Here is a 23,763-nt window from a genome sequence, read left to right as displayed (position 1 = left end):
TTTCCGGTGCGTCCGATGTCAGGTGCGTCCGAGCAGGTTCGTCAGCCGGCCGTGGCCGTGGCCGAGCCCCTGGGCCGCGGCGAAGTCGGCGAAGGCCGCCTCGGAGCCGTACTTCGGGCGCCACGCCAGCTCGTGCTCCAGCGCGGTGGTGTCGATGACCCGGCCGTACGTCAGCCAGCGCAGCAGTTCCGGGGAGAACCCGGACAGGCCCGCGAAGCGGCGCCCCATGTCGCCGAGCACCGAGATGGACGGCGCCGGGACGGGCACGTACGGCCGTCCGGCGCGCCGCAGCGCCTGGGAGAGCAGCAGCACGCCGTCCCCGGCGACGTTGTAGCAGCCGGGGTGGTCCTCCGTGGTCATGCGGCGCAGCACCTCGACGCCGTCGTCCTCGTGGACGAACTGGAGCCGCGGGTCGAAGCCCAGCACGGTCGGGACGACCGGCAGGTGCAGGTACCGGGTGAGCGGCGAGTCGACGCCGGGGCCGATGAAGTTCGCGAACCGCAGCACCGACACGGTCAGGTCGGAGCGGCGCCGCATCAGCCCGCGGACGTAGCCCTCGACCTCGACGGCGTCCTTGGCGTAGCCGGTCTTCGGCGGCTCGGCCGGCTCGTCCCGCTCGGTGAAGACCGCCGGGTCCATCGGCGAGGACCCGTACACGGCGGCCGAGGACCGCACGACGAGCTTGCGCATGTCGGGCGAGCGCTGGCACGCCGCGAGCAGCTGCATCGTGCCGATGACGTTGAGCTCTTTGGCCTTCGCCCGGGAGCCGGACGAGGAGGTCACGAGGTTGAGGTGCACCACCGTGTCCACCCCGGCCGACGCGATGATCTTCGCGATGCCGGGCGTGCGGATGTCGACGCGGACGAACTCGGTGCGGCCGAGGGACTCGGTGGGCGGCACCGTGTCCACGCCGATGACCCGCTCGATGCCCGGGTCTGCTTGCAGGGTGTTCGCGACCCGCGCCCCCAGGAAACGGGAGACGCCCGTGACGAGGACGACACGGGCCGCGGCGGCGGGCATGGAGGACACTGTGCGCCCCACCCCTTCACGGCTGAGTTGCCGGCGTGATCACTTCTTGTTGCGGCGCTGGATGCGCGTCTTCTTCAGCAGCTTGCGGTGCTTCTTCTTGGCCATCCTCTTGCGACGCTTCTTGATGACAGAGCCCACGGGACCTCGCTCGGCGTATCGGGTGGTGTGCAGGAGACGAACGTGCCGCGGGCGAGCATGGTGAGCATGGCTCGATGAGCGCGCACGGTCCGCCGCCCAAGACTACCGCCGAAAGGATGGAGATCATGCCGCGGCCCGCATCGCGGGCGGGCATGCCCTGGTCGCGCCGGGCTCCGCCGTCGCCCCGGCACGGCGGCGTCCGGCACCGCGCGTCGCGCGGCGCCGGGCACCGTTCCGCCGGGGCGGGCGCTGTCGCCGACCTGCCGGCCGGCCGCCCGTCCCGCTCGGTGTCCGGACCGAATCGCCGGATCGGGGCGGGCGGAGGCGGTGCCCCCGTTCCCCCGACGCCGGCTCCGGCGGCCGCGGGGCCGCCGGCCGGTCCTCGTCCTGCATCCCCAGCTTCGGGACGGTCCCGCGGGATCGCCCCGACGCCCCCTGCACGGCCGGGTGACGAGTGTCCGGCGGGGTCGTGGCTCATGCCCCGCCCTTACCCGCTATCCGGCTTCGATGTACGCGTCGCGCAGGTAGTCGTGAACGGCCTGCTCGGGAACCCGGAACGAGCGGCCCACGCGGATCGCGGGAAGCTCGCCCGAGTGGACGAGGCGGTAGACGGTCATCTTGGACACCCGCATCACCGCCGCCACTTCGGCCACGGTCAGGAACCTGACCTCGCTCAGAGGTCGCTCGCCTGAGGTCATCGGACGCCCTCTTCCACACGTGCCGCGCACCGGCCCTTCGGGTGACTTTGATCACGCACGTGTACTTCCTCCAGCGTAAATCGCGTATCGGCAGTCGCAAGAGGGGAGTTGCGCCCATTTCCGTCCCCCGACCTGACCCGCGGGTTACAGTGCTGATTCCGCACGCAGCGTGGACGTGACGGCACTGGACGTGTCGAGACGAACGGTTGTCAACCACAATCCCGCGTTGACCTGCGGTTCCACTGCTCCCCACGGCTCAGCGCAAGCCCATCCGTCCCACTACGGCAGTCTCGTCACACTCGGTGACAGCCCGGACGTGCCCCGGACGACTCCGGCGCGCGGGCGCGGGGAGGTCAGCCGGACGGCGCCAGCCCCGCGCGATCAAGGATGTAGGCGGTCAGCGGCGCGTAGTGGTGCGCGGAGATGCCGTCGTCGAGCGGCACGACCACGTCGATCTTGCCTTCGGCGGCGCCGGCGAACAGCGCCGGGTCGTTACAGTCCGCGAACCCGACGGTGTCGATGCCCGCCTGACCGGCGGCTCCGGCCCAGCCGTGATCGGCGATGGCCAGATCCGGCCAGATATCAGGTTTAGCTTCCGAAGACCGCTCGGAGACGCTATCGGCCAGCTCCCGGAGCATGGCCTCCATCGGGTGCGGGTCGTGCGTGTGGTGCGTCCGCCCGTCGTCGCCCTCCAGCATCGCGACGCCTGGCTCGGCGTAGACCAGGCGCCGCAGGTCCGAGCCGCCGTAGCCGGTCTCGATCTCGTACGTCCAGCCGCGGGCGGGGGTCAGCACCCGGCAGCCCGCACCCTCCAGCGCCCGCGCGACCCCCTGGTACAGCGGCGTCAGCGTCGCCGGATGCCCCGTCGCGACGACCACGTTCTCCCGGCGGCGCGCCGCCAGGCCGATGCGGTCGCCCATCGCCTCCAGCGTGTCGATCGTGATGTCGGGGTCGATGGTGTCGTCCCCGTAGATGTGCCCGGGGTCGGGGCTGACGCCGCAGCGCTCGACCATCATCTCCAGGACGGTCCGCTCCGTCCACGACGGCTTCAGCTCCAGGCCGAACTGGTAGTACGGGTGCCCGGCGGCCATCCGCCGGTAGTGCAGCAGGTTGTTCTGGCGCGGCGTCGCCACGTCCCCGGCGATCATCGTCCGGACGAGGTGGGCGCGCAGTTCACCGCGCGTCGGAGCCGGCTTCACGGGTGCGGGGTCCATGGGTGCGGGGTTCATTCCTGCGGGCCTCACTCGTCCGTCATCGGGTCGAGGCCGTGCTCGGGGAAGACCGCCCGCCGCGTCGCCAGGATCGCCTGGTCGACGGGGTTCGCCGGGTCGTAGCCGTCCCCCCACCTGCCGTACTCCACCACGTCGGTCCCATCGGTCATCCGGCGCGGGGCGATCTCCCCCGTCCGCCGCCGGACGAAGTCGCGCCACTCCTCCGGCGTCTGCGTGTCCGGCGGGATCGGCCCGCCGGCCGCCTCGGCGAGCAGGTGCGTCCACGCCCGCGGCACCACCTGGACGAGCTCGTAGCCGCCGCCCCCGGTCAGCACCCACCGGCCGCCCGCGGTCTCGTGCGCCAGCCGGTGCAGCAGCCCGTAGGCCGTGCGCTGCCCGTCCACGCTGAGGATGAGGTGCGCGAGCGGGTCGAGCGCGTGCCCGTCGGCGCCCTGCTGGGTGACGAGGACGTCGGGCCGGAACCGGCGCAGCAGCGGCGGGACGATCGCGTCGAACGCGCGCAGCCACGGCCGGTCGCCGGTGCCGGGCGGCAGCGAGATGTTGACCGACGTGCCGTCGGCGCCCGTCTCGTCCGGGAAGCCGGTGCCGGGGAACAGCGTGCGCGGCGTCTCGTGCAGGCTGATCGTGAGGACGCGCGGGTCGTCGTAGAAGGCGGCCTGGACGCCGTCGCCGTGGTGGACGTCGATGTCGACGTACGCGACGCGCTCGGCGCCGTTCTCCAGCAGCCAGGCGATCGCGATCGCCGGGTCGTTGTAGACGCAGAACCCGCTGGCGGCGCCGCTCAGCGCGTGGTGCAGGCCGCCGGAGACGTTGGCGGCGTGCCCCGCCCGTCCCGTCCACACGGCCTCGGCCGCGGCGACGGACGCGCCCGCGACCAGCGCGGACGCCTCGTGCATGCCGAGGAAGATCGGGTTGTCGGTGGTGCCGAGGCCGTGCCGCAGGTCCGGCAGCCCGGTCGTGCCGGCCTGCTTGACGGCCGCGATATAGGGCTCCTCGTGGACGAGCCGGAGCAGCTTGTCGTCGGCCGCCTCGAACTCCGACACCCGCACGCCCGGCCGGTCGAGGACGCCGAGCCCGCGGGCCAGCGCCATCGTCAGCTCGACCCGCACGGGGTTCATGGGGTGCCCGGGGCCGAAGTCGTAGGAGATGAGCCGCTCGTCCCAGAAGACCTCGAGCCCGCAGTCGCGGGGTTCGGCGGATGCGGACGAATCGGGACTGCTCATGGCCTCACGGTATCGCGAGCGTCACATGACCTGGATCACGCGGGTGGACCGCGCGCGCGGGGGGCGCCGCCGGAGTCCATTGCGAGACTGTGACGTGAATTACCCGCCAAAAGCGGGCATACCGATCACACGACACCTAAATACCAAAGGGGGGTACATGGACAGCCCGAGCGTTCGCAGCCGTGCGATCAGCAGCGCTCTGCGGCTGGGCGTCCGGCCTCTCCTGCACTACCTCCCCGGACACGCCACCGGGATCCGGACCGCCCGCTCCACGGTGGACGCCGCGTCGTTACTGATGCGGCCCTGCTCGGGCGTGCGGATCGAGGGGCTGAACGAGCCGCCGGCGGACGGCGGCGACGACCGCCCGGTCAAGGGCGAATGGCTCATCCCCAGGGACGCGCCCGAAGGCAAGGCCGACGGTGCCGTGCTCTACCTGCACGGCGGCGGCTACGTGGCCTGCTCGCCGCGCACCCACCGGCCGATCACCTCGCGCCTCGCGCATGACACCGGCCTGCCCGTCCTCGCGCCCCGGTACCGGCTCGCGCCCGAGCACCCGTTCCCGGCGCCGCTGGAGGACGCCGTCACCGCCTACCGGTGGCTGCTCGCGCGGGGCGTCCCGGCGTCCGGCATCGTGATCGCGGGCGACTCGGCCGGCGGCCACCTCGCCGCCATGCTCGCCGGGGAGATCTGCCGGCTGGACCTGCCGAACCCGGCCGGGCTCACCCTGTTCTCCCCGTGGGTCGACCTGACCTGCGAACTCTCCAGCCAGGCGCAGGACGGCGCCCGCGACCCCTACATCAGCGCCGCCTCGGCGCGCCGGGTCGCCCGCCTGGTGGTGGGGCCGGCCGGATTCGACGACCCGCGGCTGGCCCTGCTCACCTGCGCCTGGACGGACCCGCCGCCCGTCCTCATCCAGGTCGGCGGCGCCGAGGTCCTGCGCACCGAGGCGGAGGCGTTCGCGGACGCCCTGCGCAGCGCCGGCGGTGACTGCGAGTTCCAGGTCTGGGACGGCCAGATGCACGTCTTCCACATCCTGAACCGCGTCCTGCCGGAGGCCGGCGAGGCGATGCAGGACGCGGCCCGCTTCATCTGCACGGTCACGCACCACACCTCCCCCGGCCGCCGCCGCAGGGCCGCCTAGCGCCGGCGCGCCCGCCGCGGCAGGAGGGCGTCCAGCAGGGCGGCGGCGTGGTCGGCCATGAACCGCGGCACCCCCAGCCTGATCAGCGTCCTGTGCACGCCGGACGCCGGGTACGTCCTCTCGCCGGGTCGCTCGCGCCGCTCGTCCATCCAGATCCCCCGATCCCATGATCATTTGGATGGTAACGGGAGCGGACCGGCGTCCGGGGTGAAAACGATCTTACGAAACGGGGTCAGAGGCGCCCGGCGGGCTCGCGCTCGAACACCTCGTCCTCCTCGCGGCGCCCCCGGCCCGCGACGAAGAACCCGACGAGCGCGGCCAGCGCGGCGCCGCCCTCCCCGACCAGGCTGATCGTCTTGTCGAGGTACCAGACGGGCTCGTGCATGTCGGGCAGCGGCCCGAGCGCCCCGAGGTCGACGTAGTAGTAGAGGACGACGGCGCCGGCCGCGCTCGCCGCGACGAGGAACGCCAGCGCGTGCGCCCACCGCGACCCGTAGGTCAGGACGATGACGGCGACGACGGCCGCGACCGCCGCCTGGATCCGGAAGAGCAGGTCGCCCCCGATGGCCCCGCCCTCGACGAAGGCCATGTCGGGCGCGAACATCCAGTGCACGACGGCGTCGGCCGCCAGCCCGGCGGCGACGATCAGGCGGAGTATGAGTCCCATACCCCTAACACGAGCGCACCCCCATGGGCGGCTCAATGTTCAAAGGTGAACTTTCCATGAGAAAGCCGGCCCGCCGCCGGCCCGCTCAGCCGCTCGCGAGTTCGCGGCCGCGGTTGCGGGCGGCCTCGATGGCCTCCAGGACGGCGGCGCGGACGCCGTGCCGCTCCAGTTCCCGGATCGCCGAGATCGTCGTGCCGCCCGGCGAGGTGACCGCCTCGCGCAGCAGCACCGGGTGCTCGCCGGAGTCGCGGAGCATGATCGCCGCGCCGACGGCCGACTGGACGACCATCTCCAGCGCGGCGGCGCGCGGCATGCCGAGCAGGATGCCCGCGTCGACCATCGCCTCGACCAGGTAGTAGAAGTACGCGGGGCCGCTGCCGGACAGGGCCGTCGCGCCGTCCTGCAGCGACTCGGGGAGGCGCAGCACCTTGCCGACCGGGGACAGCAGCTCCTCGGCCAGCTTCAGGTGCTCCTCCGCCGCGTGCGAGCCGGGCGAGATCACGCTCATCGCCTGGTCGACGTGCACGGGCGTGTTCGACATGACGCGGACGACGGGGACGCCCTCGGGCAGCCGCGTCTCGATGAACCCGGTCGTGATGCCCGCCGCCATCGAGATGACCAGCCGGCCGGGCGGGACGTGCGCGCCGATCTCGTCCAGGAGGGCGCCCATGTCCTGCGGCTTGACCGCGAGGATCAGCGTCTCGGCCTTCGCCGCCGCCTCGGCGTTCGGCACGATCGCGACGCCGTACCGCTCGCGCAGCAGCGCGCCGCGCTCCTCCCGGCGCGCGGTCGCCATCAGCTCGGACGGGCGGCGGCCGGCCCGGAGCACCCCGGACAGCAGCGCCTCGCCCATCTTCCCGGCACCCAGAATCGCGATCATCGGCATACCTTGACGTGGGGTTTCAACGACTGATCCACCCTATAGCGGCGGCGTTCAGGACCGTCCGGCGAGGGAGCGCACGAAGAAGCGGAGGTTCGCCGGGCGTTCCGCCATGCGGCGCATGAAGTACTGGTACCACTCGCGCCCGTACGCGACGTACACGCGGACCTGCGCTCCCTGCGCGGCCAGATGGCGCTGCTCCTGCGGACGGATCCCGTAGAGCATCTGGTACTCGAACGTGTCGGCGTCACGCTCGTGCAGGACGGACAGCGCCCCCGCGATCTCGATGAGCCGGGGGTCGTGCGTGGCGAGCATCGGATAGCCCTTGCCCGCCATCAGTACCTTCATACAGCGGACGTAGGACTTGTCGACCTCGTCCCTATCGGTGAAGGCGATCGCCACCGGTGCCGCATAGGCGCCCTTGCACAGCCTTACGCGCGACCCCTCGTAGGCGAGATCCGCACAGTACTCCTCGGCTCGACGCAGGTACGACTGGATGACGGCGCCCACGTCCGGGAAGTCGCGCCGCAGTTCGTTGACGATCCGCAGGTTCGCGTCGACCGTGGTGTACTCCTCCGTGTCGAGGGTCACCGTCGTCCCGGCGGAACGGGCCGCCGCGCACACGCGCTTCGCGTTCTCCAGGGCGAGGTCTTCGTCGAAGGTCTGCCCGACGGCGGAGAGCTTCAGCGACACCTCGGCACGGGCACCGAGCTTCGCGGCGCCCAGCCGTTCCAGCAGCTCGACATAGTGCGTGACGTTGGCCTCGGCGCGATCCTTGTCGTCGGTGTCCTCGCCGAGGACGTCCAGGGTGACGAGCAGGCCCTCGCCGGTCAGCCGCTCGGTGACGCTCGCCGCGTCCTCGACCGTCTCACCGGCGATGAAGCGCCGGACGACGTCGCCGCTGAACGGCGCGGTCTCCACGATCCTGCGCGCGCCGTCACTGCGCGACGCGACCAGCAACGCCTGACGAAGCACTGTTGCGCACCCCCCGGGTCTCTCCGTCCCAGGTTAAGCCTCCGCCGCCCCGGCGATCACGAGACGGCGCCGAGGCTGTTGCCGCCTCCGTGCTGCCGGACGTACTGGGCCATCTGCGCGGTCTTGACGGCGTCGAAGAGCTGCTTGCCCTTCGCCCAGTCGACGAAGACCACGCTCTGCTTGCCGCGCATGCCCGTGGCCTTGTGCGGCAGCGTCATGAACATCACGTCCGACGGCCGGACGCTCCGCATGCTCAGCGCCAGCGAGCGCAGGTCGCCCGCCGACACCCCCTCGTCCACGCTGATCGACTTGGTCAGCGCCGACAGGAACCGGTCGAGCTTCAGCGGGTTGGTGATCGTGCCGCGGTCCGCGGCCTGCTTGGCGAGGGCGCCGAGGAACGCCTGCTGCCGCTTGATCCGGTCGAAGTCGCCGTTCGGCAGGTTGTAGCGCTGCCGGACGAACAGCAGCGCCTCCTCGCCGTTCAGCTTCTGCCTGCCCGCCGCCCACTCCTTCTTGCGGGCCGGGTCGTACACGCTCTGCTTGATGTTGACGGTGACGCCGCCGAGCGCGTCCGTCATCGCCTTGAACCCCTCGAAGTCGATCGCGCCGTAGTGGTCGATGCGGACCCCGGTGATGCTCTCCACCGTCTCGATCAGCAGCTTCGGGCCGCCGTAGGAGAACGCCGCGTTGATCTTCTGCTTGCCGTAGCCGGGGACCGGCACCCACGAGTCGCGCGGGAAGGAGACGATGTACGCCTTCTTCCGGTCCGCAGGCAGGTGCAGCAGCATGATCGTGTCGGTGCGCTGCTGCCCCGGCTTCCAGACGTCGCCGCCCTCGCCGGTCGTCGGCGACTCGGCGCGCGAGTCCGACCCGACGAGCAGCCAGTTCTCGGTGCCCTCCACGTTCGGGCCCGGCCGGTTCGCCTGGTCGGTCGGCAGCACGCCCTTGATGCGGTCGATGTTGCCGTTGTAGGACGACTGGCGCTGCCACAGCAGCCCGCCGATCCCCGCCACGAGCAGCGCGGCGAACACCCCGACGGCGATCAGGACCCGCGGCCAGCGCCGCTTGCGCTTGCGCTCGGCACCGTCGGCCAGCGCCCAGAACCCATCGCCGGACTCACCCCCGGGGGCGTCTGCGGGGGCCTCGCCGGCCGGCGCCGCCGCCGGTGCGTGCGGCCCCTGGTCGGCCCGCTGCGGCGGCCGCGGTCCGGGTTGCTCTGGCGCGGTCATGGCGCAGAAGCTACCAGCAGGATCACCCAGGGATAGCCCACTTCACCCCACCTGTCCGATTAAGACGGAACACACCGGCACAGGTAAACCAGACCATCTTTCAAGCGTCGTCCCCGGGCTCACGCAGTGCGGCGGCGGAGGGTCACGGCGCCCAGGACGAGCGCCACGATCGTGAACCCCGCGATGACGGCCACGTCCACGGCCAGGGTGCCGGTGAAGTCGGGGCTGGCGCTGATCTCCTGCATGCCCTCGACCGCGTACGACAGGGGCAGGACGTCCGAGATCGCGGTCAGCCAGGACGCCATGTCGTCGCGCGGGATGATCAGCCCGCACAGCAGCGTCTGCGGCAGGACGAACGCGGGCATGAACTGGACGGCCTGGAACTCGGTCCGCGCGAAGGCGCTGGCGAACAGGCCGAGCGACATGCCGAGCAGCGCGTCCAGCAGGGACACGAGGACCAGCGACGCCAGCGAGCCGTTCAGGTCGAGGCCGAGCCAGGTCAGCGAGATCACCAGGACCACGCCGACCTGCGCCAGCGCGATCAGCCCGAACGCGAGCGCGTATCCGAGCAGCAGGTCGAGCTTGCCGAGCGGCATGGTCATCAGCCGTTCGAGGGTGCCGCTCGTCCGCTCGCGCAGGGTCGCGACGCTCGCCACGACGAACATGACGATGAAGGGGAACAGGCCGAGCAGCATCGGCCCGATGCGGTCGAACAGCATCGGCTGGTCGAACACGTAGCGCAGCAGGACCATCAGCAGCGTCGGCACGCCGATCAGCAGCGCGAGCGTCCGGTGGTCGTGCTTGAGCTGCGCGAGGATGCGCCGCATCGTGGCGAAGGTGACGGCGGCGCTCATGCCGGGCTCCCGGACGTCTCGGTGATCAGGTGGAGGAACGCCCCTTCGAGGTCGGGCGCGCCGGTGCGGGAGCGCAGCCCGTCCGGGGTCCCGTCGGCGAGGACGACGCCGTCGCGCATCAGCAGCAGGCGGTCGGTGCGGCCGGCCTCGTCCATGACGTGGCTGGACACGACGAGGGTGGCGCCGCGGTCGGCCAGTTCCCGGAACAGCTCCCACAGCTCCTGCCGCAGCACCGGGTCGAGGCCGACGGTCGGCTCGTCCAGGACGATCAGCTCGGGCGCGCCGAGCAGCGCGACGGCCAGGTTGGTGCGGCTGAGCTGCCCGCCCGACAGCGTCGCCGCGGTCTGGTCGCGGCTCGCGCCGAGCCCGACCTCGTCGATGACGCGGTCGACGTCCGAGCGCGGCGCCCGCAGCACGGACGCGAAGTAGCGCAGGTTCTCGGCGACGGTCAGGTCGGCGTACACCGCCGGCGACTGCGTCGCGTACCCGACGCGGTGCCGCAGCCCGGCGGACCCGGCGGGCGCGCCGAGCACGGTCACCGTGCCGCTCTCGACGATCTGGACGCCGACGAGCGCCCTGATCAGCGTGGTCTTCCCGCAGCCGCTCGGGCCGAGCAGGCCCACGATGGAGCCGCGCGGGACGTCGAAGGTGAGCCCGTGCAGGACCTCCCGGCCGCCGCGCACGACCCGCAGGTCGCGGACGCTCACGGCCGGCTCGGCACCGCTCGCCGGGCTAGAACTCATCATGTGTTGAATTTAAGCGGACACGATGGCCCGGTCAAGGGGTTCGGACGCGAAAACCGGGGACGGGCCGCGGCCGGACGGGGGCGTCCGGCCGGGGCGGGTCAGGAGGTCAGGTAGCGCTGGATCGTCGGGGCCACCAGCTCGACCAGCTCCTCCTCGGACGCGGAGGCCATCGGCTCGATGCGCAGCACGTGGCGCAGGATCATCAGGCCGATCATCTGCCCGGCGGCCGCCTGGATGCCGAGCGGCGGCGCCTCGGTCGCCTGCTTCGCGCGGCCGAACAGGGCGACCGTGACGAACTCGCGCAGCAGCGCCGCCGCCCGCTCGTTCGTCATCGCCGAACGCAGCATCGCGAGCATCGGCGCGCGGCGCTCGTCGTCCCCCCACACGTCCAGGAAGGTGCGGACCATCGTCTCGCCGAGCCGGTCGCGCGGCGCCGCCGTGATGCGCGGCAGGACGACGGACGGGTCCACCGGGAAGCGCATGGCCTCGATGAACACGCCCTCCTTGTTGCCGAAGAAGTGGTGGACGAGGGCGGGGTCCACCCCGGCGGCGCGGGCGATGGCGCGCAGCGAGGCGCCGTCGTACCCCTTCTCGGCGAACAGGTCGCGCGCCTCGGCGAGGATCTTCTCGCGGGTCTCGGTCGGGCCGGGCCGGCGGCCCCTGGGCGCGGTGTCGGTCACCGGACGCCCCGGCGGGTGACCTCCCCGGCCGGCGTGACCTCCCAGGTGCGGTCGGCGGCGGCGAGGTGCAGGCGGGCGAACGCCAGGGCCTCGGCGAGGTCCTCCATCCGCTCGACCCGGCTGGACGCGCGCCGCGTGTTCACCTCCAGGACGATGTGCCCCCGGAAGCCGCCCTCGGCGAGGTTCTCCAGCATCGTCCCGCACGGCTGGTTGCCCCGGCCGGGGACGAGGTGCTCGTCCTTGTTCGTGATGCCCACGCCGTCGGCGAGGTGGATGTGCCGCAGGCGGTCGCCCAGGCTGCCCGCCATGTCGATGGGGTCCGACCCGGAGACGGCGGTGTGGGACAGGTCGAGGGTGACGTACGGGTAGTCCTGGTCGACCGGGTTCCAGTCGGGGAGGTACATGCCCGCCTCGGCACCGCGCGCCTTGAGCGGGAACATGTTCTCCACCGCGAACAGGACGTCGGTCTCGTCCTGCATGCGGGCGAGGCCCTCGACGAACTCCTTCGCGTAGTCGCGCTGCCAGCGGAACGGCGGGTGGACGACCACGACCTCCGCGCCCAGTTCCTCCGCGACGTCCTTGGAGCGGATGAGCTTGCCCCAGGGCTCGCGTCCCCACACCCGCTGGGTGAGCAGCAGGCAGGGCGCGTGGATCGACTTGATCGGCACCTGGTGGTAGTCGGACAGCCGGCGCAGGACGTTCAGGTCCTGCGAGGAGGCGTCCGTGGAGACCATGACCTCGATGCCGTCGTAGCCCAGCAGCGCGGCGATCTCGAACGCACTCGGTACCTTCTCCGGGTAGACCGACGCGGTGGAGAGCGTGATCGGCGCGTCCGGTACCCGGAGAGCCGGTGTACTGACGCCGTTGTGCTGCGGGGTCAAGGCTTCCTCGCCAGGAATGATCGCTCGACGATGGTCATCAAGGTTCGCACGGTAAAGCCTATGCGGCGGCGGCCGTGATGAAACAACCGCCCGGAGTGATCCTGATTGCTCTGCCCCCGGAGCCGACTACGCTCGGTCGCCGTGGCCGAAATCGCGCCGGGCGCCGTGCCGAGCCCCAACATCTGGAACTCCCCGCAGGTCTACGAGCTGGAGAACCGCGCCGTCGACCCCGACGGGGTGCTGGCCGCCGCGATGCGCGCCATCCGCCCGTGGACGGGCGCGGACGTCCTGGACGTCGGCTGCGGCACCGGCTTCCACCTGCCCTTCTTCGCCGCCGACGCCCGCCGGGTGATCGGCGTCGAGCCGCACGCGGGCCTCGCCTCGGCCGCCGCGCGCCGCACCCGGGAGCTGTCCAACGTCACCGTCCGTGTCGGCGCCGCCCAGGCGCTGCCGCTGCCGGACGCCTCCGTCGACGTCGTCCACGCCCGGTGGGCGTACTTCTTCGGGCCCGGCTGCGAACCGGGCCTGCGCGAGCTGGAGCGCGTCGTCCGGCGCGGCGGGGCGATCTTCATCATCGACAACGACGCGACCCGCTCCACGTTCGGCCGCTGGTTCCGGCGCAGCCTGCCGAAATACGACCCGGAGGCCGTCGAGCGGTTCTGGACGCGGCGCGGCTTCTCCCGCGACCCGCTGACGATCCGCTGGTCGTTCGAGAGCCGCGAGGACCTCGCCGCCGTCCTGCACATCGAGTTCCCGCCCGAACTCGCCGGCGCCTGCATGCGCGAGCACACCGGCCTCGAGGTGGACTATGCCGTCAATTTGTGGTGGCGTTGCCCCTGAGTTACTGACTGGTTGGGTCACACGGGAGGTACCGCAATGGGCCGTGTCACTGCTGGAAGAGCGTTCGGCGGCCTGCTCGCCGCCACCGCCGTCGGCGCGGCCGGCGCCGGAGCCGGGCTCGTCGCCCAGCGCCGCGCCGTGCGCCGCCTCCAGCTGCGGCCCGACCCGTTCGCCGGCGAGCCGTTCGGGTCGCTGCGCGGCCGTCCCGTCCCCGTCCGCGCCGACGACGGCACCCGCCTGTACGCCGAGATCGACGGCGAGGACCGCACCGACCTCGCCATCGTGTTCTCCCACGGCTGGACGCTCACCCAGGACTCCTGGCACTTCCAGCGCAAGGCCCTGCGCGGCCTCGGCCGGCTCGTCTTCTGGGACCAGCGCGGCCACGGTCGCTCCGACGGCGGCGCCCGCGACGGCTACGCCATCCCCCGCCTCGCCGCCGACCTCGGCGCCGTCATCGAGGCGACCGTCCCCGCCGACACGCCCGTCGTCCTCGTCGGCCACTCCATGGGCGGCATGACGATCATGCGGTACTGCGACGAGAACCCCGACCTGGTCGGCCGCAAGATCCTCGCGACCGGGCTGCTGTGCACCTCGTCCGGCGGCCTCGGCGAGGTCACCCTCGGCATGCCCGCCCTGGTCGCGCGCACCACCCACCGCGTCCTGCCCCGCGCGCTCGCCGCGCTCGGCGCCGGCTCCGGCGCCGTGGAGCGGGTCCGCCACCTCGGCCGCGACGCCGCCGCCCTCATCGAGGACCTCGTCGCCTTCGGCCCCGACGCCAGCCCCGCCGCCGTCGCCTTCGCCGAGCAGATGATGACCGACACCCGCATGGACGCGTTCGTCGACTTCTTCCGCTCCATGATCACGACCGACGTCATCAGCGACTGCGCCTCCCTCGCCGCCGCCGACACCCTCGTCCTCGGCGCCGAGAACGACCTCCTCACCCCGGTGGAGCACAGCCTCAAGATCGCCTCCTGCGTCCCGTCCGGCCGGCTGGAGGTCATCCCGACCGCCGGCCACATGGCCATGCTGGAGCGCCCCGGCACCGTCTCCGACCACCTGGGCGACCTGATCGAACGCGCCCGCAAGGACGCCTGACTGTCGGCGGGGGGCTCTAGGCTGCCGCGCATGGCGAAGGCTAAGACGGCGAAGGCCGCCTATCGGTGCTCGGAGTGCGGCTGGCAGACGTCCAAGTGGGTGGGGCGCTGCGGCGAGTGCCAGACCTGGGGGACGGTCACCGAGGCGGCGTCCGCCACGCCGGCGCGGGTCGTGTCGGCCGGTCCGGTCAGCGCGCCGGCGCGCCCGATCGGGCAGGTGGACGTCCGGTCCGCGCAGACGCGGCCCACGGGCCTGGACGAACTCGACCGGGTGCTCGGCGGCGGCATCGTGCCCGGTGCCGTCCTGCTGCTGGCGGGCGAGCCGGGCATCGGGAAGTCGACGCTGCTGCTGGAGGTCGCCGCGCTCGCCTCGACCGCGTCCGAAGGCGGCGCGAAGAACGTCCTGTACGTGACGGGCGAGGAGTCGGCCGAGCAGGTGCGGCTGCGCGCCGACCGGGTCGGGGCGATCACCGACCACCTGTACCTGGCCGCCGAGACCGAGCTCTCGGCGGTTCTGGGGCATATCGACTCCGTGGAGCCGTCGCTGCTCGTCGTCGACTCCATCCAGACGATCGGAACGTCCGAGGTGGACGGCGCGCCCGGCGGCGTCACGCAGATCCGCGAGGTCGCCGCCAACCTGATCAGGGTCGCGAAGGAGCGCGGCATCACCGTCGTGCTCGTCGGCCACGTCACCAAGGAGGGCGCGATCGCCGGGCCGCGGCTCCTGGAGCACCTGGTCGACGTCGTCCTGTACTTCGAGGGCGACCGGCACTCCCGGCTCCGCATGATCCGCGCGGTGAAGAACCGCTACGGGCCGACCGACGAACTGGGCTGCTTCGACCTGTCCGAGGTCGGCATCGTCGGGCTGCCCGACCCGAGCGGCCTGTTCCTCACCCGCCGCGAGGAGCCCGTCCCCGGGACGTGCGTGACGGTCACCCTCGAAGGGCGGCGGCCCCTCGTCGCGGAGGTGCAGTCGCTCGTCGCGAAATCGCACCTGCCGGCGCCGCGGCGGGCCACGTCGGGGCTCGACACGTCCCGGGTCGCGATGGTCCTCGCCGTCCTCGCGCAGCGCTGCAAGATCTCCATGCACGAGCAGGACGTGTACGTCTCGACGGTCGGCGGCGTGCGGCTCAGCGAGACGTCCGTCGACCTGGCGCTGGCCCTCGCCGTCGCCGGCTCCACGGTCGAGCAGGCGCTGTCCAACAGCCTGATCGCGCTCGGCGAGGTCGGACTCGCCGGAGAGGTCCGCATCGTGCCCGGCGTCCAGCGGCGGCTCGCCGAGGCGACCCGGCTCGGCTTCAAGTACGCCGTCGTCCCACGCGGCTCCCTCGAACTCGCCGACGGATCACCGCTCAAGCGCGCCGACCCGCAGCTCACCAGCTACGAAGGCATGAAGGTGATGGAGGTCGACAGCCTCCAGCAGGCCCTCCAGGTCGCGTTTACGGCGCACTGACACGGGTCACGCCAGAGTATTACTCCACACAACCGACGCTTGCGACCTGGGGAGGAACCAGGGCGCGGCCCTCCTCGGTAAACTGGCGCCGTCCAGCGACCTCCGGGGGTCAGGTGCCATCACACGACAAGGGTCATGACGAACGACGCCGCGCCACATTGGCCGCGGTGGCCCCGGGCACCCAGATCCGCGACGGACTCGAGCGGATCCTGCGGGGCCACACCGGCGGCCTGATCGTGCTCGGCTACGACAAACCGGTCGAGGAACTCTGCACGGGCGGCTTCGAGCTCGACGTCGAGTTCTCCGCGACCCGGCTGCGCGAGCTCGCCAAGATGGACGGCGCGATCGTCCTCGACGACAGCCACACCCGCATCGTCCGCGCGGCCGTCCACCTCGTGCCCGACTCGACCATCCCCACCGAGGAGTCGGGGACGCGCCACCGCACCGCGGAACGCGTCGCCCGCCAGACCGGCCTCCCGGTCATCTCGGTCAGCCAGTCGATGCACATCATCGCGCTCTACCTGGACGGCATCCGCTACGTCCTCGAAGACTCGGCGGCCATCCTGTCCAAGGCGAACCAGGCCCTGGCGACGCTCGAACGCTACAAACTCCGCCTGGACGAGGTCTCCGGCACGCTCTCGGCCCTCGAAATCGAGGACCTCGTCACCGTCCGCGACGTCAGCGCCGTCGTCCAGCGCCTCGAAATGGTGCGGCGCATCGCCGACGAGATCGAGGGCTACGTCGTCGAACTCGGCACCGACGGCCGCCTGCTCTCCCTCCAGCTCGACGAGCTGGTCTCCGGCGTCGACGCCGACCGCGAGCTGATCGTCCGCGACTACCCGTCCGACGACACCCGCGCCCGCGGCGTCGCCGCCATCCTGTCGTCCCTCGACACGCTCTCCGCCAACGAGCTCCTCGACCTCTCCACGGTCGCCGAGGTGATGGGCTTCGCCGGCCCCGACGCCCTCGACCTGCCCGTCAGCCCCAAGGGCTTCCGCCTGCTCGCGAAGGTCCCCCGGCTGCCCAGCATGGTGGTCGAGCGCCTCGTCGAACACTTCGGCGGGCTGCAGAAACTCCTCGCCGCCAGCATAGACGACCTGCAGGCGGTGGGCGGCGTCGGCGAATCCCGAGCCCGCAGCGTCCGCGAGGGCCTCTCCCGCCTGGCCGAATCCTCAATCCTCGAACGCTACGTCTAACCCCACCGGCCCAACGCCCGGCCGCACACAAGCAAATACCAGGCCCCACCAAGGCCGCCGAGAAGCCGCGATACGCAAACGCCGTCCTCCGCCCGGCGCGCCCTCACAAGCCCCACATGCGCGCACACCGTTCTCGGCTCGGCGCGCCCTCGCAAGCCCCACATACGCAAACGCCGTTCTCCGCCCGACGCGCGCTCGCAAGCCCCACATGCGCAAACGCCGTTCTCGGCTCGGCGCGCGCTCGCAAGCCCCCACATGCGCGAACGCCGTTCTGCGCCCGGCGCGCGCTCGCAAGCCTCACATACGCGCACATTAGGGTCGCTGGCCCGCAGTTGGGTGTGGTCGGCGGGAGGGGCGGCTACTGGGGCGAGAGGTCGGTTGGAGACGGGCTCGGGTTAGCGGAGGCGGAAGATGCGTTCCTTGGTCTTCATGCCCTTTAGGTCGGCCACGTAGGTGCCGGGGCGGGCTTTTGTCTTGCCCTTGCAGCCCCTGGCTCGGTCCCAGGTGATGGTGTCGACGTAGGGGATGCCGCGGCGGAGGGTCTCCTTCGGAGCGTTGCCGTGGCGGCACTCGGCGGACGACCAGATGCGGTCGGACCCTGAGGTTATGCGGACGTCCAGCGAGCCCGTGTCGAACGTGCACTTGCCGTTGCCCGTGTTGACGACCGTGACCCGGAACTCGGGCCGCTCAGATCCGGTGTAGGTGGTGTCGGCGGCCGACATGTTGACGACGAGGTCCTCGGCGTCGCAGGGGCCGCCGTCGTCCGCGGGTTCCGGCTCGGGCGTGGTCGTGGTGGTGATCGTGACGGTCGGCATCGCGGTGGGCGGGGGCGGCGGGCTCGCGCTCTCGGCCGCCTTCGCGTTCCGGACCGGCTCGCCCTCGCCCGTCCCGGCGCACGCCCAGGCCAGCAGGCCGACGGCGCCGAGCACGCCGACCAGGGCCATCGCGCGGCGCCGCCAGTACTGGTCCACCCCAGAACCGCCGGAGTCACGTCCAGTATTCGGCCACATACAGTCAGTATGCATTCAGCGGACTGGAAACCGGGGACGACCCGCCGCGTGCCACAATGGCGGCGCGCCATGAATCTGAACTCCGTCTACACCGCCCCGATCCTCGACTGGTACGAGGCGAACGCCCGGGACCTCCCGTGGCGGGCGCCGGACGCGACGCCGTGGGGCGTCCTCGTCAGCGAGATCATGCTCCAGCAGACGCCCGTCTCCCGTGTCCTGCCCGTCTGGGACGCCTGGATGACGCGCTGGCCGACTCCCGCCGCGCTGGCCGCCGAACCGTCCGGCGAGGCCGTCCGGGCGTGGGGGCGGCTCGGCTACCCGCGGCGGGCGCTGCGGCTGCACGAGAGCGCCCGCGCGATCACCGAACGGCACGGCGGCGAGGTCCCGTCGTCGCATGGGGAACTGCTGGCGCTGCCCGGCATCGGCTCCTACACGGCCGCGGCCGTGGCCAGTTTCGCGTTCCGGCAGCGGCACGCGGTGCTCGACACGAACGTCCGTCGGGTCCTGGCCCGGCTGATGTCCGGTGTCGAGTACCCGCCGAAAACGCAGACCAAGGCGGAGGTGGCGCTCGCGGAGAGCCTCCTGCCGGCCGATCCGCCGACGGCCGCGCGCTGGGCCGTCGCCGTGATGGAGCTGGGCGCGCTGGTCTGCACTGCCCGCACGCCCCGCTGCGTCGACTGCCCGGTCCTCGGCACATGTGCTTGGCAGCTCGCCGGACGCCCCGCCTACGACGGGCCGCCGCGCCGGGGTCAGACGTACGCGGGCACCGACCGCCAGTGCCGCGGCCGCATCCTCGCCGTTCTGCGGGACGCCGAAGGACCGGTGGAAAAGCCGACCCTCGACGTCGTCTGGTCGGACGCCGTCCAGCGCGAGCGCGCCCTCGACGCCCTCATCGCCGACGGTCTTGTCGACCCCCTGGACGACGGCCGCTACGCCCTTCCCGCCTGACCGGTACGGCACAAGCCGCAACATGCCGGCAGCAATGTCATTGCGGAGGCTGAGGTTGCGACCTCAATCCTTTGTCATGCCGTGTCGCAACATTTCACGGGAAGGGGAGGCCGGATTTCCGGGCGTGGAGTTCGGAGCGGATCAGTTCGAGGAGCCGACCGATCCAATTGCGCCCCTTTCCGCCGCGAATGATCCAGTGGTCGGAATCCATCCCGCTGTAGGCGATCGGCGCGCCACCCGTGCCGAGTAGGATTTCTGCCAGTTCGGGATGCTGCGTGAATTTCGCACGGAGCAGACCGGCCATGACGGCCGTCCGCACGTGCGGCCAGTCCTGGACGCGGGGCGCCTCCTTGGCGATCTCCTGAGCCTCGTGGGGCCGCACGGCCGCGCGGATTCGCTCCCTGACCTCGGGATCGGTGCAGGTCAGGGCCCAGTAGGCATGCACGACGGACGGGTAGACGACGCCCCCAACGTCGATCGGGGACGGGTAGTCGTTCTGCAGGACGTAGATCCCCGCATCTTTCGGAAATCCCTTCGGAAATATGCGCCCGCCGAGATGAATCGTTCCCTTCGGAGGCTCTTGCGGGTCGTCCGCCGGACGCTTGGCGCCGTACTCGACTCGGGCGCGGGCACGTTCGGCGAAGTATTCCAGCGCCCATTCGCGCTTGGCCTCTGTGATCTCGTCATCGTCGAACCATCCGCCGACCGGACGCTCTCCGATATCGGTGCACAGGAAGACGAGCGGCCGGTCCTTGTTGTCCATGTCGCCGAGCGAGTAATGCCGCTTGTGCTGCGGAATCTCAAGGTACGATTCGCGCAGCGCCAGCCTGTCGGCCTCGTCCCGCGACTCCAGGTACCGGTCCAGGGCCGCGAGGCAGCGGTCCGTGGAGTCGGGGCGGCCGTTCAGCTTCTCGATGTCGTCGGCCACCTCCCCCAGGAGCATCTCCGGAGTGAGGCCGAACATCGGCTCGGCGGCCTTCCAGCGCCCCAGCTCGAACGCGCTGATCTCAGCGCCCTCGGGCACTTCCGTCACCACCCAGCCGGACTCGAGTTTCTCGCGCAGACCGTCCAGATCGACCCAGTCCCAGCAGTTGATCGCGCCGTCCGCGAACACCAGGAGGTTCGTCAGGTGGTACGAGAAGTTGTGGATGAAGACGGGACGCGCGATGCCTTCGATGCGCTGCCCGTCCTCGATGCGCTGGATGCGGTTCGACACGACGCTCGTCGACTCCTCATGGACGGCCGGCCGACCGGCCGGGCACGATGACCGCCGGGTCGGGCAGCCGGTATTGATCATTTCGGCGATCCGAACGCGCCTACGGTTCCACGCGTTCCCCCTGCCCTGCCGCTCAGCGCGAATAATGGTTGGGCGGCGCAGCCGGTACGGCCGTAGCGTACGGGCGTGCGCGACCTGCTGAGCCTGCCCAAAGCCCATCTGCACGTCCACCTGGAGAGCACCGTCCGGTGGGCCACGCTGCGGGAGATCGGCGCGGCCAACGGTGTGGAGGTACCCGGCCGTGCGGGCACGTTCGGCGACTTCGCCTCCTTCTTCGCGCAGAACGACCTGGTTCGAGCCTGCCTGCGACGCCCTTCCGACTTCCGCCGCATCGCCTACGAGTTCTGTGCGGACGAATCCGCCCAAGGCGTCCGGTATGCCGAGGTCTCCTTCACGGCCGCCGGACACGGCGAGCGGCTCGGCGACCTCAGCATGCCGCTCCAGGCAGTCCTGGAGGGCCTGGAGGCCGGACAGGACGCATTCGGGATCGAGTGCCGCCTCATCCTGGACCACTCCCGGCGCCGCTCCGTCGAACGCGCCTGGCGGACGCTCGACCTCGCCCGCCGCCACGATCGCGTGATCGCCGTCGGGCTGGCGGGCGACGAGGCCCATCCCGGCGACCCGTTCACCGAGGTGTTCGCCGCCGCCCGCGACGCCGGTCTGCACGTCGTCCACCACGCGGGCGAAGGCGAGGGGCCCGCCAGCATCCGGCAGGCCCTCGGCCCCGGGCGCGCCGAGCGCCTCGGCCACGGCATCCGCATCCTGGACGATCCCGATCTTGTAGCCGAGGTCCGGGAGCGCCGGATTCCTCTCGAAGTGTGCCCGTCGTCCAATGTCGCGCTGGGCTTCGCCCCGTCCCTGGACGCCCATCCACTCCCCGTCCTCCGCGAGGCGGGCCTGCTCGTCACCCTCAACACCGACATCCCGGCGCTGATCAACACGTCGCTGACCACCGAGTACGCCAACGTGCGCGACACCTTCGGCTACGACGACCGCACCCTCGCCGAGCTGGCCGGCGACACCGTGACCGCCTCCTTCGCCCCGCCCGAGACGAAGACCCGCCTTCATTCCGAGATCGCCGCCTGGCTGAGCTCCGCCTGATCCCCCAAACGCCCCAGCCGGGCTATGCGCTGAGGCCGTCCAGCATCACGCGAGTGACGGCGTCGCCGGCGCGTGCTCCCGGGCGGCAGACGGCGGTGCTGAGGATCTCGACGGCCTCGGCCGGGCTGATGTCGCCGCGCATCGTCCCCTCGCCCTGAACCTCCTCGACGAGCCGCCGCAGGAGGCCGTCGACCTCGCTCTGCAGGGCGCCCCGCTCCGGGGGGACCTCGTCGCCGGCGTCCGCGATCGACTTGACGAGGGCGAGCGGCTGCCCGGTGCAGTAGGCGACGACCTGGGTCAGCACGTCCCAGCGTGGGAGATCCTTCGCCGACAGCGTCCGGATCTCCGCCGCCATGCTCCGCAGCGCGCTGGTCGCGATCTCCTCGACGAGCGCTCGCCGATCGGGGAAGTGCCGGTAAAGGGTCCCCACGCCGAGGCCCGCCGCCCGCGCGAGCTCCTCCATGCTCACGCCGGGCCCTCGCTCGGCGAACAGCTCCAGAGCGCACGTGACGATCCGCTCGCGGTTGCGTCGCGCGTCGGCTCGCATCGTCCTCCTCCAGAGGTAACCGGAACAACGGATTCAGGTTACCCTGGACAACCAGAAGCGGAAGATCCGATTCATATTGGAGCGCCCCATGCGCATCGGCCTGTTCAGCATCGCCGGAATGGCCCGGTTGGACGACCTGGTCGCCCAGGCCCGCCTGGCCCGGGACACCGGACTCGACAGCGTCTTCTTCGGCCACACCGCGTCCTGGGACGCCCTCATGACCGCGGCACTCGCCGGACGCGAGGTGCCCGGCATCGAAGTGGGCACGGCGATCGTGCCGACCTTTCCGCGTCACCCCCTCGCCCTGGCGAGCCAGGCGCTCACCGCGCAGGCCATGACGGGCGGCCGCTTCACCCTCGGCGTCGGCCCGAGCCATCCGCAGGTCATCGAGGACGCCCACGGGATCTCCTACGAGCGGCCCGCACGGCATGTCCGCGAGTACCTGTCCGCGCTGCGTCCCCTGCTGCGCGGCGAGGACGTCGACTACCACGGCGAGACCCTGACCGCGGTGGGAACCATGGACGCCCCTGGCGCCACCGCGCCGCCGGTGCTGGTGTCCGCGCTGGGCCCGGCGATGCTGCGGGTCTCCGGCGAACTCGCCGACGGCACCGTGACGACCTGGACGGGCGCCGAGGCGATCGCCGACCACATCGTGCCCACGATCACCAAGGCCGCCGAGGCCGCGGGACGGCCCGCACCCCGCGTGCTGGCGGGCGCCGTGGTGGCCCTCACCACCGACCCCGACGGCGTCCGGCGCACCCTGGCCGACCAGTTCGGCCCGGCCTCGGCCTTCCCCGCCTACCGGGCGATCCTCGACCGCCAGGGACTCTCCGGCGTCCACGAAACGGTCATCGCCGGAGACGAGAACACGATCACCCGCGAACTGCGCCGCTTCGCCGACGCCGGCGCCACCGACCTGCTGATCAGCCCCCACAACAACACCCCCCGCGTCCTAGAACTCGCAACATCCCTACGCTGACCCACCCCAGCCAAGACCACGACGCCAACAAGCACCCCACAGCGGCGCCCCATACCCCAGCCCGCGCCAGCCACCAGCAACCAACCCCCGACAGCCCCACCCCCAAGCCAACACACCACGGCGCCCAGGCAGCCGCTACCGCTCGCGGCGTTCCTGGTCAGCAACCGCCACACTGTTGGATCGTGGCGGGGCTGGGGGGCGGTGGTGTGCGGGTGGCGGAGTGTTGGCGTGGTCGCCGTGCTGGGTGGGTGCTGGTGCTTGCCTAGAGCTTTGTCAGGGGGGCCGCTCGGATCTCGCGGAGGAAGGGGTCGGTGTCTTCGGCCCATTGGGCGGACGTGCGGACGACCGGGTGGACGGGGAGGCCGAGGCGTGCGGCCGCCTCCTGGGCCGCGTCGAACGCGGCGTCCGGGCCGACGTCGCCGATCACCAGCACCTCGACATCGCCGGGACCGTCGCCCTGCGGATGCTCGTATCGCACGGCCCAGGCCCCGAAGAGGTAGAGCTCCCGGACGGACGGCAGCCGGCCGAACTCCTCCGCCACGACCGTCGCGGGGCCGAACGTCAGCATGAGGAGGTGCGCGAGCGGCTCGTACAGCGGACTCGCCGCGTTGCGCGTCACCAGCCGCCCGGCCAGGGTGCGGCGGGGCGTGAGGATGCCCGCCCGCGCCAGCCTCTCGACCTCGCGTATGACGGACGCGAGGTCGGTGCGCAGCATCACGGCCAGGTCGAGCATCGACACCTCGCGCACTGGACCCAGCAGCAGGCGCGCGAGCAGTTCGCCCTGCAGCCGGGAGCGGAAGATCGGGAGTTGTTCCGGCGCCCGGGCCCGGACGTCCCGCCGGAAGGCCTCCGCGATACGCGCCTCGCCGACCGGCACGCGCGCTTCCCGCCGCCGGAACTCCGCCGCCGAACCGACCACATTCGATCGCATGTTCGAACACTATTC

Annotated in this window: 26 protein-coding genes; 8 read left to right on the top strand and 18 right to left on the bottom strand. The window is 71.7% G+C overall.

What is annotated here, in order from left to right:
- Positions 1-18: 18 nt before the first annotated feature.
- From ABFX46_RS14335 to ABFX46_RS14315, 5 genes are all read right to left on the bottom strand, one after another.
- Complete coding sequence (locus ABFX46_RS14335) at positions 19-1,020, bottom strand: NAD-dependent epimerase/dehydratase family protein (RefSeq protein ID WP_346042481.1); 1,002 nt, start codon at positions 1,018-1,020, stop codon at positions 19-21.
- A 48-nt stretch (positions 1,021-1,068) separates the two neighbouring features.
- Entirely contained in the window at positions 1,069-1,167 is a 99-nt protein-coding gene (locus tag ABFX46_RS14330) for a 30S ribosomal protein bS22 (protein WP_018654693.1), read from the bottom strand.
- A gap of 494 nt (positions 1,168-1,661) precedes the next feature.
- On the bottom strand, positions 1,662-1,865 hold the full coding sequence (locus ABFX46_RS14325; protein ID WP_021591693.1) for a helix-turn-helix domain-containing protein: 204 nt from the start codon (positions 1,863-1,865) through the stop codon (positions 1,662-1,664).
- A gap of 353 nt (positions 1,866-2,218) precedes the next feature.
- Entirely contained in the window at positions 2,219-3,079 is an 861-nt protein-coding gene (locus ABFX46_RS14320) for a phosphatase (protein WP_346042480.1), read from the bottom strand.
- Positions 3,080-3,105: 26 nt separating this feature from the next.
- Positions 3,106-4,320 (bottom strand): acetoin utilization protein AcuC, encoded by a 1,215-nt coding sequence (locus tag ABFX46_RS14315; RefSeq protein WP_346042479.1) that lies wholly within the window; start codon positions 4,318-4,320, stop codon positions 3,106-3,108.
- A gap of 157 nt (positions 4,321-4,477) precedes the next feature.
- Here ABFX46_RS14315 and ABFX46_RS14310 point away from each other — a divergent pair, with 157 nt between their 5' ends.
- Positions 4,478-5,461 (top strand): alpha/beta hydrolase, encoded by a 984-nt coding sequence (locus ABFX46_RS14310; RefSeq protein WP_346042478.1) that lies wholly within the window; start codon positions 4,478-4,480, stop codon positions 5,459-5,461.
- Here the strand turns inward: ABFX46_RS14310 and ABFX46_RS14305 are convergent.
- From ABFX46_RS14305 to ABFX46_RS14265, 9 genes are all read right to left on the bottom strand, one after another.
- Complete coding sequence (locus ABFX46_RS14305) at positions 5,458-5,610, bottom strand: hypothetical protein (RefSeq protein WP_346042477.1); 153 nt, start codon at positions 5,608-5,610, stop codon at positions 5,458-5,460. The genes ABFX46_RS14310 and ABFX46_RS14305 overlap by 4 nt on opposite strands.
- An 83-nt stretch (positions 5,611-5,693) precedes the next feature.
- Positions 5,694-6,128 carry a hypothetical protein gene (locus ABFX46_RS14300; RefSeq protein ID WP_346042476.1) on the bottom strand — a complete coding sequence of 145 codons (435 nt, stop codon included), beginning with the start codon at positions 6,126-6,128 and terminating at the stop codon, positions 5,694-5,696.
- 85 nt (positions 6,129-6,213) lie between these two features.
- Positions 6,214-7,008, bottom strand: a complete 795-nt coding sequence (proC, locus tag ABFX46_RS14295; protein WP_131938023.1) for a pyrroline-5-carboxylate reductase — start codon at positions 7,006-7,008, stop codon at positions 6,214-6,216.
- A 54-nt stretch (positions 7,009-7,062) separates the two neighbouring features.
- A complete protein-coding gene (locus ABFX46_RS14290) occupies positions 7,063-7,983 on the bottom strand; it encodes a proline dehydrogenase family protein (RefSeq protein WP_346042475.1) in 921 nt (306 codons plus the stop codon).
- A 56-nt stretch (positions 7,984-8,039) separates the two neighbouring features.
- Entirely contained in the window at positions 8,040-9,212 is a 1,173-nt protein-coding gene (locus ABFX46_RS14285) for an LCP family protein (protein ID WP_346042474.1), read from the bottom strand.
- Between the two features lie 119 nt (positions 9,213-9,331).
- Complete coding sequence (locus tag ABFX46_RS14280; RefSeq protein WP_346042473.1) at positions 9,332-10,066, bottom strand: ABC transporter permease; 735 nt, start codon at positions 10,064-10,066, stop codon at positions 9,332-9,334.
- A complete protein-coding gene (locus ABFX46_RS14275) occupies positions 10,063-10,812 on the bottom strand; it encodes an ABC transporter ATP-binding protein (RefSeq protein WP_346042472.1) in 750 nt (249 codons plus the stop codon). Before ABFX46_RS14275 ends, ABFX46_RS14280 begins: the two co-directional genes overlap by 4 nt.
- Positions 10,813-10,910: 98 nt before the next feature.
- Positions 10,911-11,492, bottom strand: coding sequence for a TetR/AcrR family transcriptional regulator (locus ABFX46_RS14270; RefSeq protein ID WP_346042471.1), 582 nt, complete (start codon positions 11,490-11,492; stop codon positions 10,911-10,913).
- Positions 11,489-12,373 carry a sugar phosphate isomerase/epimerase family protein gene (locus tag ABFX46_RS14265; protein WP_346042470.1) on the bottom strand — a complete coding sequence of 295 codons (885 nt, stop codon included), beginning with the start codon at positions 12,371-12,373 and terminating at the stop codon, positions 11,489-11,491. The genes ABFX46_RS14270 and ABFX46_RS14265 overlap by 4 nt, the downstream gene beginning before the upstream one ends.
- Positions 12,374-12,514: 141 nt before the next feature.
- Here ABFX46_RS14265 and ABFX46_RS14260 point away from each other — a divergent pair, with 141 nt between their 5' ends.
- From ABFX46_RS14260 to disA, 4 genes are all read left to right on the top strand, one after another.
- Positions 12,515-13,213, top strand: a complete 699-nt coding sequence (locus ABFX46_RS14260) for a class I SAM-dependent methyltransferase (protein ID WP_346042469.1) — start codon at positions 12,515-12,517, stop codon at positions 13,211-13,213.
- A 36-nt stretch (positions 13,214-13,249) separates the two neighbouring features.
- A complete protein-coding gene (locus ABFX46_RS14255) occupies positions 13,250-14,308 on the top strand; it encodes an alpha/beta fold hydrolase (RefSeq protein WP_346042468.1) in 1,059 nt (352 codons plus the stop codon).
- A gap of 30 nt (positions 14,309-14,338) precedes the next feature.
- Positions 14,339-15,760 (top strand): DNA repair protein RadA, encoded by a 1,422-nt coding sequence (gene radA / locus ABFX46_RS14250; RefSeq protein ID WP_346042467.1) that lies wholly within the window; start codon positions 14,339-14,341, stop codon positions 15,758-15,760.
- 113 nt (positions 15,761-15,873) lie between these two features.
- The gene (gene disA / locus ABFX46_RS14245) at positions 15,874-16,956 is read left to right on the top strand and encodes a DNA integrity scanning diadenylate cyclase DisA (RefSeq protein ID WP_163056773.1); all 1,083 of its coding nucleotides are present in this window, start codon (positions 15,874-15,876) and stop codon (positions 16,954-16,956) included.
- Between the two features lie 395 nt (positions 16,957-17,351).
- Here the strand turns inward: disA and ABFX46_RS14240 are convergent, their stop codons facing one another.
- A complete protein-coding gene (locus ABFX46_RS14240) occupies positions 17,352-17,927 on the bottom strand; it encodes a hypothetical protein (RefSeq protein ID WP_346042466.1) in 576 nt (191 codons plus the stop codon).
- A 108-nt stretch (positions 17,928-18,035) separates the two neighbouring features.
- Here ABFX46_RS14240 and ABFX46_RS14235 point away from each other — a divergent pair, with 108 nt between their 5' ends.
- Positions 18,036-18,914 (top strand): HhH-GPD family protein, encoded by an 879-nt coding sequence (locus ABFX46_RS14235; RefSeq protein WP_346042465.1) that lies wholly within the window; start codon positions 18,036-18,038, stop codon positions 18,912-18,914.
- A 94-nt stretch (positions 18,915-19,008) separates the two neighbouring features.
- Here the strand turns inward: ABFX46_RS14235 and ABFX46_RS14230 are convergent, their stop codons facing one another.
- The gene (locus ABFX46_RS14230; RefSeq protein WP_346042464.1) at positions 19,009-20,130 is read right to left on the bottom strand and encodes an NADAR family protein; all 1,122 of its coding nucleotides are present in this window, start codon (positions 20,128-20,130) and stop codon (positions 19,009-19,011) included.
- A 186-nt stretch (positions 20,131-20,316) separates the two neighbouring features.
- Here ABFX46_RS14230 and add point away from each other — a divergent pair, with 186 nt between their 5' ends.
- Complete coding sequence (gene add, locus ABFX46_RS14225) at positions 20,317-21,291, top strand: adenosine deaminase (RefSeq protein WP_346042463.1); 975 nt, start codon at positions 20,317-20,319, stop codon at positions 21,289-21,291.
- A 22-nt stretch (positions 21,292-21,313) separates the two neighbouring features.
- Here add and ABFX46_RS14220 read toward each other — a convergent pair whose 3' ends face one another.
- Positions 21,314-21,838 (bottom strand): TetR/AcrR family transcriptional regulator, encoded by a 525-nt coding sequence (locus tag ABFX46_RS14220; protein WP_346042462.1) that lies wholly within the window; start codon positions 21,836-21,838, stop codon positions 21,314-21,316.
- 88 nt (positions 21,839-21,926) lie between these two features.
- On the opposite strand from ABFX46_RS14220, the gene ABFX46_RS14215 reads away from it, so the two are divergent.
- Positions 21,927-22,817 carry an LLM class F420-dependent oxidoreductase gene (locus ABFX46_RS14215; RefSeq protein ID WP_346042461.1) on the top strand — a complete coding sequence of 297 codons (891 nt, stop codon included), beginning with the start codon at positions 21,927-21,929 and terminating at the stop codon, positions 22,815-22,817.
- A 262-nt stretch (positions 22,818-23,079) separates the two neighbouring features.
- Here ABFX46_RS14215 and ABFX46_RS14210 read toward each other — a convergent pair whose 3' ends face one another.
- Positions 23,080-23,748, bottom strand: coding sequence for a hypothetical protein (locus ABFX46_RS14210; RefSeq protein ID WP_346042460.1), 669 nt, complete (start codon positions 23,746-23,748; stop codon positions 23,080-23,082).
- Between the last annotated feature and the right edge of the window lie 15 nt (positions 23,749-23,763).

Source organism: Actinomadura chokoriensis (genome assembly GCF_039529475.1).
Taxonomy (GTDB): Bacteria; Actinomycetota; Actinomycetes; order Streptosporangiales; family Streptosporangiaceae; genus Spirillospora; species Spirillospora bangladeshensis.
The sequence above is the reverse complement of the archived record's forward strand: the minus strand, read 5'-3'. Positions and strand labels throughout refer to the sequence as shown.